Origin of the sequence: Phreatobacter sp. (assembly GCF_030691135.1) — a bacterium.
Classification (GTDB): Bacteria; Pseudomonadota; Alphaproteobacteria; order Rhizobiales; family Phreatobacteraceae; genus Phreatobacter.
In genome coordinates this window covers 1-10,762 of sequence record NZ_JAUYFA010000104.1, presented here as the reverse complement: position 1 = coordinate 10,762, position 10,762 = coordinate 1, and the positions used below count along the sequence as shown (strand labels likewise).

The following is a 10,762-nucleotide window of genomic DNA, read 5'->3' as shown; positions in this document are numbered from 1 at the left end:
AGGATGAAGAAGGGGATCGCCGCCAGGGGAAAGCGGTCGAGCCCGATGAAAAGCTGCTGCGCCGCCACGATCAGCGGGAAATTGGTGAAGCCGGCGAGCCCGACCACGGCAGCCAGACCGATCGCCACCGCAACCGGGACGCTGGTTGCAAACAGCACGAGCATGACAGTCAGCATCGTGCCGCTCATGACGCGTTCTCCAGTTCTTCCGACCGACGGTCGAGGAAATGCGCCATCGCGCCCACCATGGCCAGAAGCGCACCCAGCGGGATTGCGGCATAGGCATAGGCCATCGAGAACTCAAGGCCGGCGATGGTCTGGAACTGCACGCGTTCGGTCATGGCCCAGCCGAACCAGAACATCACGCCCAGGAAGGAGAGCACGCAGGCCAGAGACATCGCCTCGATCGTCCGCTGCAAGGCGCCGCTCGTGAGGCGATGCGCGACATCGATCGAAACCAGCGCTCCCGCGCGCAATGCGACCGCCACGCCGAGATAAGCCATCCAGATCAGAGCGACCCGCACCAGAGCTTCCGACCAGGAGGAAGGTGTCTCGGTCGCGAAGCGGGCGACCACCTGCCAGGCCCCAGCGGCCACGGCGATCGTCATTGCGAGGCAGGCGATAATCGCCGCAAGCTCGGTCGTGACACGATCGAGGGTCAGAACGGCGCGGCGCGCCAAGGCGCGCGCGCCGCCGGGCTGGCCGTCAGGGTGGCCCGCCCACAAGGCGAAGCCCACGGCAGCGACCGTCGCAACGGCGGTCACCTGCAGGGGCAGGACATTGATCGCGTTCATCGATTCTCCAGCGCGGCAGATAAAAGGGCGCAGGGTCTTGAGCCCTGCGCCCTCGGTCAGGCCAGTTCAGCCAGGCTCACGAGCCGGGGCGCCACGCTCGGATGCGGCTGAGCAGAGCGCTGTCGAGACCCTGCTCGATCTGCGCGGAACCAGAGGCGAGCGCGGCCTGGAAAGCGGCGCTGTCGACCTGCGTCACCACGGTCATGCCGCGGCGGCGCAGTTCGTCGACGCCGGTCTGCTCGTCGGAGGTGACGCGCGCGCGATTCGCCACAGCCGCATCGCGGCCGGCCTGCACGAGCGCCGCGCGATCCTGCGCGTTCAGCCGGTTCACGAAGGCCGGGTTGCAGAGCAGCAGCGCCGGCGAATAGACGTGGCCGGTCAGCGTCAGGTAGCGTTGCACCTGGTTCAGGTTGTTGTTCAGGATGACCGGGATCGGGTTTTCCTGCCCGTCAACCGTACCCTGCTGCAGCGCCGGCACCAGTTCGCTGAACGCCATCGGGGTCGGCAGCGCGCCGAGCGTCTGGAAGGCACGCATGTGCACCGGGTTTTCCATGGTGCGCACCTTCAGGCCACGCACATCGGCGGGAGTGTTCACCTCACGCCGGCTGTTCGTCATATGGCGGAAGCCGTTCTCGAGCCAGGCCACCGCGAGGATGCCGCGCGCGGGGAAGCGCTGCAGCAGTTCCTGGCCGATCGGGCTGTCCAGCACGCCGCGGGCATGGGCGGTGTCCCGGAACAGAAAGGGCACGTCGAGGTTGCGGGTCTCCGGCACGAAATTGCCGACCGGGCCAGTCGAGGTGATGGTGCACTCGATGGTGCCGATCTGCACGGCCTCGATCGTCTCGCGCTCGTTGTCGTTGCGCTGATAGACCACGCTGAAGCGGTTGCTGGTCAGCCGCTCGAAGGTTTCCTTGAAGGCGGTCGTACCGGCACCGTAGTGGCTGTTGATCCCGATCGGATGCTGGAAGGTCACCTGAGTCTGGGCCAGGGCCGGGGCGGCGCCGAGCGCCAGTGTGGCGCCGAGCGCCAAGGTCTTGAGGCCCGTTCGGCGGGTCATCTTCATGGGTCGCGTCTCCCTCTTGCCGGCGAGTCTCACATGGCTCCCAGCTTATTTTGTTCTATACTCAGAGTATCGCGGCCTCTTCAAGCCCGCATGCGCCCGGTCAGGCTTCAAAAGAGAATTGTAGCGACCTTATGTCCGGGTGCGCGCCTGCAAGCCGGCGACCCGCGCGTCGCAGAGAGTTCCAGCGCGGCCCCAATCTCTCGCTGGCGATCAAGACGGCGGTTGATAAGGAACATCGTCCTGGTCGTTTCCTGGTCACCGGCTCCGCCAATGTGTGACGTCAGACAAACCAAACCGGTCTCAGAGTGCCCTGCCCTCGCGCATCGTAAGGCCGCGTGGGGCTGGCGCCACTCCGCAAGTGCCGCTGCCTTGCGAAGTTTCCTGGTGACGAAGCTCTTGCGTACCTCGCCTTCGTGATCGACCGCGCGCCTGATGTAGTGCTTCACACCGTTGAACTTCACGAACACCTCGTCGAGGTGCCAGCGCCGGTGGCGGAAGGCCCGCATGGCCTCGACGCGGTTGCGATGGATCTCGGCGGCGAAGATCACACCGAAGCGGTTTCACCAGAACCGCACCGTCTCATGGGTCACGTCGATCCCGCGCTCATGAAGGAGGCCGGCGACGTTCCTCAACGGCAACGGGTAGCGAACAGACATCATCACCGTGAGGCGGGTCACCTCGGGCGACGTCTTGAAGTAGCGAAACAGGCGAGTATGGGACATGGACCCCGGCTAGCTGCCCTGCCCTTACAGGGTAACCCCGATGTTCCTCTGACAGTGCCGTCATGACACCTCCGGTGAGCCGCCCCAGTTTCGCGGGGTGAAGAGAACGCCTGCTCCAAGCCGTCGCGTCAAGACTGCTCCAAATTCGGATCCCCCCGAAGTTCCTGGGAAAACATGGAGGTTCATTATCGGTACATCGCCGAGTTTATGGGATCCCAGCGACTGGTGGGGCAGCTCGGAATGAAGGTATGCGAATGCAATATTCCTGGCTACTTGTGGAGTTGCTGCGCTGGTGCCGATCAAGCGGTCGGACGAGCCGCTGCGGGTTCCCGTCGTCCGAACTCCGCGCACGGCGTAGGACTGGTCAGAAGACGCAGAGCAATGGACGTTAGGTCCGCCGGTGGCCGTATCGCGACCCGCAGAACTGTATGCGGCTGGAACCGGTCGAACAGTCATCTCGCCGCCAGAACCGTCCAGCACCGCGTCTCCGACGAAGCCACCGACAACCAGCACATGGTTGTGCGTCGCCAGGCCGTTCAAGGTGCCGAACCGCCTGACGAAGGCACCGGGCGTATCCTCCGTCGCGAGCCGTCCGCTTTCGTGGATTGGAACATCATTCCTATCGTCGAAGTAACTCTGGCGAGATGCTGGATTGCGTCCTGATAAGTCCTGATCGCGCTGCAGGCGGCACGAGATGACACCGCGGCCTTCGGCAGTGGTGCCATCGACCTTGACGCGCCACAGGCCGGCAGGGCAGCGCGGCAGAGCCGGATCGCGCGGCTCGGTCGGAGCCAGGACGATCAGAAGCCGCCAGCGTCTGCCGCGGAACCGGTCGAGGCTCACCTGGCCGATCTGATGGCCATCGCGCAAAAGCGGGCGGATGTCGGTATGAGATGCCGTCCCCGCGGGGCCTTCCTTGAGGAACACCGGACTGCCTGACGGATCAAAGATTTCGGGCCATCCAGGCTTTCCATCTTCGCCGGCGCCGGGCGGGTCGTCCGCGCCTGGGGAAGCGGGATACCAGACCTCCAGGTAGTTCGACGTCGCATCACTCGGCTGGAGTCGCCATGGCAGGATGCCGGAGGCCGGTAGTGAAGCGCGTTCAACGTCGATCTCGCCGTAGAGGCGGCTGTTGAATGTATTGCCCGCCGGCATGACCAGGACCGTCGGAGCCTCCTTTTTGCGGGCCTTGACGAGATCCTCGATGGCCTGCTCAAGCCGATCCGTACCGTCATGTGGGCCGCCACTGAACCCGAAACTGAAGTTGATCACCAGCGGAAGGGCCTTCACGCCATAGGCGGCGGCGATCGCGTCGGCCCGGGCGAACACGTAGTGGAATGCGGCGAGGACGAAAGCGTCCTTGCCGAAGCCTACGGTGTCCAGCATCACGGGGGCGGGAAGCTCCACGCCTATGACGCGAATGCGGTCCAGACCGAGACCGGAGGCGCCATCGGGAAGATGGTGGAAACCGGCGGCGAGGTCGAGCACACCTGCTCCATGGCTAGCGCTCCCGGTGTGTGGCTCGCCGGCGTGCCTGCTGCGGGCGGCCCGCTCGATCGCGTCCTCGTCCCCTTGGTGCTTCTTGACCAGCCCGGCGATGTCCTCGCCGGTCAGTTCCCGTCCGAAAAGAACAGTTCGAAAAAGTGGCGGCTCCGCCAGAGGCGCGGATTGCAGCCAGCAGAACTCCATGCGCGACCTGCCATTCCGATCCCGGAGGTTGCGTGTGGCGATCGGAATGCCGTCGTCGATCACAGCAACGATGACCACGGGCGGAACGCCCGCCTCGTTCGGTAGGCGCGACACCAAGTCGGTGTCTGTCACGACCGGGCGGCCGTCGCCGTTCGGCGGATCTGACGTCTCCACCGTGCGCGGAGGCAGAGGCGAGTTGACACGGAAGCCTGTTTGTATGGCCGGCGTGATGTCACCACCGAAGGTCGTGAACATTGCTTCTTTGCGGATCGCGGCCAGCGTGAACAATGAAGTCGCGATGTCGCGCGATGTCGGAGACCGGTCCCCGGCAGGGACGGGCGGCTCGAAAACCATCGGCACGAAGCACGCCGCCTTGCCCATGTTCATGAAGGCGTTCTTCCACAGGATAGGTGTCCGGAAGCGGCCATTCTCTGTCGTGGAGATCGAGCGTTCACGAAGGAGCAGATGATCGTCTGGCAGTTCCGCCATCGCCGCAAAATGGCGAGTGTCGGCTTTCGACAAGGCGCCGATGCCATACGACCGTCCCGGCTCGTCCAGCGCCCAGACCTCGTAGGGTCCCGCGATCTTGCTCAGGGTAGCTTTGTCGTTGAGTTCCATGACGGTGTGCCGATCTGAACAGTCTATGTGAGCCGAAACTCGTCGATGGTCGAACGCCACAACCAGCCGAGAACCGGGCTTGCATCTATCTTGAAGTCGGGTTCAAGGCGGGTCAGTCCGTGCGCCTCAGCGGAGGGTCCCTCGAACTCCCTCAACAGGAAATCGCTATGGGCTTTGGCGCGGTAGGTGCAGGGCACGACCCTGCCGTCGGCGGCCCCGCAGAGGCCGAGGATGATCTGCCCAACGGCCTCTCCGAGCGCGGCCCCGGCCCAGGAGTCGATGGGAAAGTGCACGCCGGCGACCGTTCGGTTGACGGCGATGCGCTCAGCTTGCTTGGACAGCAGCCGACCAATTCGGCTGATCTCGGGAAAATGGTGTGCGACCTCGGGTTCGCTGATGAGCCCACGGAGCACCACCGCGATAGCGAATGCCTCTGTCGCGTGAGCACTGGGAAAGGCGCCGTGACCAGGCGTCGTGATCATCGGCATGATCGTCGGGTCAAGTTTATCTGGCCGGCGACAGGCAAGATGATGCTTCATGACCATCGCGACATGGGCAGCCAGAACCAGTGAAATGGTGATCAGTTCGAGGGTTCGCGGATTGCGGGCAGCCGTCAGCCCGAGGATGGTGCCGAAATACTCTGGCGGGATGCTAATCTGCGAGATGATCTCGGCCGCGCGTTCGCTCCGCTGGTCCATGTAGGACCGCAAGTGCGCTGTCTGCTTCGCGAAGACGGCGACGTCGGGCCTCTCCACGGAAATGAACCTGTGGCCGTGGTAACTCATCTCAAACATCCCGCCGGCCTCCTCGATAGGGCCCGACCAGTTCAGATTCCGAAGGGCCTCGGTGAGGTAGAGCGAAGCCCGAACCCATTGCGCCCAGACCATCATGTTCGAGCCGGCGGCGGTGGGGAGAGGGGCGATGAAGCCCGGATCGGGTGTTCCGTCCGCGAGTGCCACATGGCGGATCGCTTCATTGGCCGTGAGCATGCCCTGCACGAGGGTCATATCCACGCCATCTCCGGGAAGGAATGACCCGAGGCCACTGGCATTGAGGCTGCCGAGGCTGCCGAGGCTTCCCAGACTTCCGAGACTTCCGAGACTGCCGAGACTTCCGAACGTCGCCATGAGCAACTCCTATGGTATGCCCGATGCGCGGAGGGCGGCCGCCATCTGTTGGCCTATTCTGAACCCCCCGGACGGGTGGCTCTTGAGATAGTCATCGACTTGGAATGCGGGTTGCCTGCGAAGAAGTTCGCTGGCTACCGCACGGGCCTCGCTCAGACGATCGAGCCGGTGTAACGCCCCGATCTTGATGCGAAGAATGGAGAGGTGGCGATCATTGGCCGCGATGGCCCGATCGGCCAGGCGCAACGACTCTTCCGGATCGTCGGCGGCCAGGTGAGCTCCGGCGCTGAGCGCATCGTAGTAGTGACCGAAAGGATCGATGGGCGACAAGCGACGAGCAACCGATACTGCGTTTACCGCCTGGCTGCCCTCGTCACGGAATGTGTGTAAAGCGCCCTTCAACAGCCAAGACAGCGCCTCGTTGGGGTTCGCTTCGAGAGCTGCCTCATACCGATGTTCTGCAACATCCAGGCGTCTGAGCAGATTGTTCTGTGCGAACCCGTCGATGGTCAGGGAGAACGAGTTGTCAGGGCTGATGTCGAGAGCCCGAGCGGTACAATCGAGGGCCTGCTGGGTGTCGCTGGCCTCGTCCGTGCTCCAGCGATTGAAGACGCTGAGAACATGCCACTTGCCAAGCCACGCATGGATCTCGCTGGAATAGGGCGCGCGACGTCTCGCCTCTTCGAGTAACTCGCGCGAGCGCGCGAATTCCCTCAACGTCGGCCTGTGCATCAGCCGCACAGCGGCAACGACCAGTCGATGGTCATCGATATCCGTGACCACCCGGCCGGCGATATGGGTCAACGCAAGATCCGCGATTGCGGATCCGACCGCTTGCACGATCAGTTTGATCGGCTCGGCCACCAGAGAATTGAACTCGTCTCGGCTGGCGCAGAACTGTCGAGTCCAGATAATCGCTGACGTCCGCACGTCGATGAAGTCGGCATCGACGATCACATTGGCGCCGGCGCTGCGGATGGTTCCCGCGACGCAGAAGTCGGCGCGCAACCGGGCCTCCACGGCTGCGATATCGAACACCTGTCGCACCAATTCGCGGCACGAGAGATGCGATATCACTGCAAGCAAGCGGGAACGGCTGAGTGATCGGCACGCCTCCTCGGCGAGCCAATCGCCCAATGCTGCTTCGCCTGGATCCCCCGATATCGACCGGAGGGGCAGCACAGCTACCGTCGGCAGAATGGACGGGGGTGAAGACTGACTTGTTAGGCTGAAAAGGCCGTGGAGCTGGTCGGGATGGGAGCGAACCCCGGCGACCCATTGCGCGAACCCGGCCTCGCGCAGATCGAGCCCCTCGAGAAATGCCCCGCTACCAGGCCGGCCGATGAAGGAGACCTTGGCAAGGTCCAGCGTCAGTTCCGCATTGGTCGAGGACAGCACCTTCGAGAAGCTGTCGCCCATGACCTGCTTGATGTCAGCAAGCGCTCTTCGCAAGCTCTGACGACCCGTATCGTAGCAGGCTGTTCCCCAAAGCGTGTTTTGAAGGAACGAGCGCGTCCGCCTCCCGAAGGGGGCCGTGGCCAGTAGCGCGAACAAGGCTTTATGCTTGGCGCCCGTGATCTCGAAGGTGCTCGGCACAACGGACCTGACCATGCAAGTTCCGAAAAGATTGATCTCCAGAATCTTCGCTGACACAAGCCGCCCCCAGGCTCTTACCGAGAGGTATCTAATACCATCCGACTGTCTTGACCAAGGCGCTTCACACTTAATTCACGCACTCTTACGTTGCCGATTGCGTATTTTGACTGAATGACAAAGGGCGCAAAGGATGACGATAAAGGACGGGCGCCTGCGGCCCTATCGCAGCCGCGCGATCTCGCCGACTTTCATTTGCGCTGGAGAGAATTCAGGCACTTGGCGCTTGAGGCTTCTCGTGATGAGCATTTGACGCCCGCCACGCGTGAGACGATCAGGTGGCTCATCGCACTCGCCGACCGCGTTGGGCAGCATGACATCGATTGATAGATTGAAATGAGAGAGAGAATCTCCACTGATTAAAAATCAAATACATAATAGAATATTTCACGATTTTTTCACAACACCAAAATTTTCAGGATGATTACATGTCTCACGTTCAAACTTGGAGGTGACACATGCAAGCCCACGGTATTCAACCTCGTCAGCCGAGGCCCGATGCGCTGAAGTCCAAGGCCAACGACGATCCTGGACTGTTCGGCTACATGTTTCCGAGCCTGAAGCCCCTCGTCGCCGACGACCAGGCTTTGAATGCGCTCGCCGCCGCGATGATCGACCCGGTCGACCAGAACAACAACGTCGATCCCGCGCGGGCGGACAACCCGGACATGCCGGCCGGCTTCACCTATTTCGGCCAGTTCATCGATCACGACATCACGCTCGATCTGACGTCGATCGGCGAGAAGCAGGACGATCCGGAGGCGCAGGAGAACTTCCGCTCGCCGGCGCTGGACCTCGATTCAGTCTATGGCCTCGGGCCCGACGGCTCGCAGTTCATGTATGAGCGGGACGCGGCGACATTGAAGATGCTGCCTTCGCTGATCATCGGCAATGCTCCGGCGAGCGACAATCCGACGGGTCAATCGGGTCCGATACCCGACGTGCCGGGCGGCGACCTTCCGCGCAGCACAGTCACCGGCATCGCGATCATCGGCGACTCGCGCAACGACGAGAACCTCCTCGTTGCGCAGATGCATCTTGCCTTCATGCACTTTCACAACAAGGTCGTGGCGCATCTGCGCGACGTCGACAAGGTGCCCGAACATGAGCTGTTCAAACGCGCACGCGACGAGGTGGTCTGGCACTACCAGTGGCTCGTTCTGCACGAATTTCTCGAAACCATCACCGGCGAAAAGGGCATCGCCGACCGTATCCTCCATGCCGGTCGGCGCTTCTACCGCTTCAAGCGCTGGCCCTTCATTCCCATGGAATTCTCGGCCGCCGCCTATCGTTGGGGCCACTCGGCGGTCCGTGAGGTCTACAGCCACAATCGGGTGTTCAACACCGATGGCGGCTTTCCGGCGACGCTTAAACTGTTGTTCCGGTTCAGCGGCAAGTCCGGAGAACTCGTCGGCAGCCTGCAGGATCCGGCAATCCCGCTGCCGCAGCCCGTACTGCCCAGCAACTGGGTCATCGACTGGCGTCGCTTCTTCGACTTCAAGACCAAGGGCGCCAACCCGAACTTCAGGCTGAACCTCGCTCACCGGATCGATCCGCTCCTGACGCCTGAGCTTCACTCGCTCCCGGGTGGCGCGAGCCTCGCTTCTCTCAATCTGCGTCGCGGGGTGCAGAAGAAGCTCCCGTCGGGGCAGGACGTGGCCAGGGCGATGAACATCACGCCGCTGACGTCCGCCGAACTCTCGACCGGTCCCGACGGTGTCGTGGCCAAGGCCCATGGCTTCGATAAGAAAACGCCGCTCTGGTACTACATCCTCAAGGAAGCCGAGGTGAAGGCGCAGGGCCTGCACCTCGGGCCCGTCGGCAAGACCATCGTGGCGGAGGTCCTGATCGGCATCGTCCAGGGCAGTAAGGGCTCCTACCTGCAGACCAGCCCCTTCAAGCCCCGGTTCGGCAAGGTGCCTGGCGTGTTCACCATGGTCGACCTCATCACCTTCGCCGGCGTCGTCAATCCGATCGGCGACTGAGGCCGTCCCTCCGGTCGGCGCCAGCGCGCCGACCGGCCTGCCATTCGCGTCTGTGCCTAATCGGGGTGCCGAAAATGGACAAGCAAGCAATCACCTTCGTCGCGATCGGTGTCTTCAACATCGGCACGGCCGTTCTCCTTCGCTCCGCGCTGAGTACCGTTGATCTGGGGCAGGCCGTCCTCGAGAAGGACGAGAATGCCGCCAAGACGACCGCAGGCTCGCAGTCGAACAATGCGGCAAACGGGCTGGCGACCAGCTACAGCCGGGTCACTGGACTGATCGGCGCGCTCGTCCTGGCGGCCTTCTTCTGGGGCATCGGCAATGCCGTGATCTTCAACGCGATCAATGACCCGGCCAACGTCGCCAGCATGCTCAACGGTGTGAGCACCTTCATCATTGGCGGGGCGTCGTTGTTCCTCCCCTACGCAGCCAACCAGGCTCGCGAGGCCTTCGCGCCCCGCAACACGCCGCCCCAGAAGGCGGTGCCGTGATGGCTATTTCAATCCGCCCCGCAATTGCGATTCTCGCTTCCACAATGGTGTTGGGAGCCTGTGCCAGAGTAACCGCTGTGCCCGCGCCCCCCGGCTCAGACGTACATGGAATACGGGTCTACGAGCAGAAGCCGCTGCTTGTCGTCAGCGGCCAGCAGGTAAGCGTCACCTTCGTGCCCAACACTAATCGCGCATATGCGTTGCAGTTCAGCTCATTCCTCGCCAAGCATGACCTTACGGCCGCCTTTACACCGAGCGGTGCGATGAGCAGTCTGACCAGTAATCAGGACACGACCGCAGTGGCAGTGGCTTTGGTCAACCTCGTACAGAAGGCTGTGGAAGTCGGAAGACCGATCGGCGGCGCCTTTAGCGGAACGAGCGCGCCTACCCTCAATGAACGGCTTCAGGTCTATGAGTTCGTCTTCGATGACGGCGGAAACCTGATTCAATTGCGTCCGCTGATCAACCAGAATGATCTCATCCGGCTACCGCGGCAGCGCACCGCTCAAGCCTTCACCGGTACACCGCCGGGAACAAACCAGCAGCCGCCCTCGCCAACAACGGACGCTCACTCCGCGACGCGCCCGAGGGATCCGAACTGACATGTCCCCCATAGCGAGA

Annotated in this window: 10 protein-coding genes and 1 pseudogene; 3 read left to right on the top strand and 8 right to left on the bottom strand. The window is 62.8% G+C overall.

Annotated elements, in window-relative coordinates; all coding sequences use genetic code 11:
* From Q8O26_RS19015 to Q8O26_RS18980, 8 genes and pseudogenes are all read right to left on the bottom strand, one after another.
* Positions 1 to 188, bottom strand: a 188-nt coding sequence (locus tag Q8O26_RS19015) for a TRAP transporter large permease subunit (protein ID WP_305578488.1), incomplete at its 3' end; no start/stop codon positions are given.
* Entirely contained in the window at positions 185 to 793 is a 609-nt protein-coding gene (locus tag Q8O26_RS19010) for a TRAP transporter small permease (RefSeq protein ID WP_305578486.1), read from the bottom strand. The genes Q8O26_RS19010 and Q8O26_RS19015, both read right to left, overlap by 4 nt.
* 76 nt (positions 794 to 869) lie before the next feature.
* Positions 870 to 1,823 (bottom strand): DctP family TRAP transporter solute-binding subunit, encoded by a 954-nt coding sequence (locus tag Q8O26_RS19005; protein ID WP_305578484.1) that lies wholly within the window; start codon positions 1,821 to 1,823, stop codon positions 870 to 872.
* Positions 1,824 to 2,221: 398 nt separating this feature from the next.
* Positions 2,222 to 2,362 (bottom strand): annotated as a pseudogene (locus Q8O26_RS19000) (DDE-type integrase/transposase/recombinase); the annotation flags it as partial.
* Between the two features lie 54 nt (positions 2,363 to 2,416).
* Complete coding sequence (locus Q8O26_RS18995; RefSeq protein WP_305578482.1) at positions 2,417 to 2,578, bottom strand: hypothetical protein; 162 nt, start codon at positions 2,576 to 2,578, stop codon at positions 2,417 to 2,419.
* A gap of 60 nt (positions 2,579 to 2,638) precedes the next feature.
* On the bottom strand, positions 2,639 to 4,885 hold the full coding sequence (locus tag Q8O26_RS18990; RefSeq protein ID WP_305578480.1) for a hypothetical protein: 2,247 nt from the start codon (positions 4,883 to 4,885) through the stop codon (positions 2,639 to 2,641).
* 23 nt (positions 4,886 to 4,908) lie between these two features.
* Positions 4,909 to 6,012: a phosphatase PAP2 family protein gene (locus Q8O26_RS18985; RefSeq protein ID WP_305578478.1), complete on the bottom strand. Its 1,104-nt coding sequence runs from the start codon at positions 6,010 to 6,012 to the stop codon at positions 4,909 to 4,911.
* A gap of 9 nt (positions 6,013 to 6,021) precedes the next feature.
* Positions 6,022 to 7,623, bottom strand: a complete 1,602-nt coding sequence (locus Q8O26_RS18980; RefSeq protein WP_305578476.1) for a tetratricopeptide repeat protein — start codon at positions 7,621 to 7,623, stop codon at positions 6,022 to 6,024.
* A 500-nt stretch (positions 7,624 to 8,123) separates the two neighbouring features.
* Here Q8O26_RS18980 and Q8O26_RS18975 point away from each other — a divergent pair, with 500 nt between their 5' ends.
* From Q8O26_RS18975 to Q8O26_RS18965, 3 genes are all read left to right on the top strand, one after another.
* Complete coding sequence (locus Q8O26_RS18975; protein ID WP_305578474.1) at positions 8,124 to 9,650, top strand: heme peroxidase family protein; 1,527 nt, start codon at positions 8,124 to 8,126, stop codon at positions 9,648 to 9,650.
* A 74-nt stretch (positions 9,651 to 9,724) separates the two neighbouring features.
* On the top strand, positions 9,725 to 10,141 hold the full coding sequence (locus Q8O26_RS18970) for a hypothetical protein (protein WP_305578472.1): 417 nt from the start codon (positions 9,725 to 9,727) through the stop codon (positions 10,139 to 10,141).
* Positions 10,141 to 10,743, top strand: coding sequence for a hypothetical protein (locus tag Q8O26_RS18965; RefSeq protein WP_305578470.1), 603 nt, complete (start codon positions 10,141 to 10,143; stop codon positions 10,741 to 10,743). The genes Q8O26_RS18970 and Q8O26_RS18965 overlap by 1 nt, the downstream gene beginning before the upstream one ends.
* Positions 10,744 to 10,762: the final 19 nt, after the last annotated feature.

Bases quoted from the DNA above. Each gene is read 5' to 3' on its own strand.
- Q8O26_RS19010 (WP_305578486.1), bottom strand. From the start codon at position 793: ATGAACGCGATCAATGTCCTGCCCCTGCAGGTGACCGCCGTTGCGACG.
- Q8O26_RS18995 (WP_305578482.1), bottom strand. From the start codon at position 2,578: ATGTCCCATACTCGCCTGTTTCGCTACTTCAAGACGTCGCCCGAGGTG.
- Q8O26_RS18990 (WP_305578480.1), bottom strand. From the start codon at position 4,885: ATGGAACTCAACGACAAAGCTACCCTGAGCAAGATCGCGGGACCCTAC.
- Q8O26_RS18985 (WP_305578478.1), bottom strand. From the start codon at position 6,012: ATGGCGACGTTCGGAAGTCTCGGCAGTCTCGGAAGTCTCGGAAGTCTG.
- Q8O26_RS18980 (WP_305578476.1), bottom strand. From the start codon at position 7,623: ATGGTCAGGTCCGTTGTGCCGAGCACCTTCGAGATCACGGGCGCCAAG.
- Q8O26_RS18975 (WP_305578474.1), top strand. From the start codon at position 8,124: ATGCAAGCCCACGGTATTCAACCTCGTCAGCCGAGGCCCGATGCGCTG.
- Q8O26_RS18970 (WP_305578472.1), top strand. From the start codon at position 9,725: ATGGACAAGCAAGCAATCACCTTCGTCGCGATCGGTGTCTTCAACATC.
- Q8O26_RS18965 (WP_305578470.1), top strand. From the start codon at position 10,141: ATGGCTATTTCAATCCGCCCCGCAATTGCGATTCTCGCTTCCACAATG.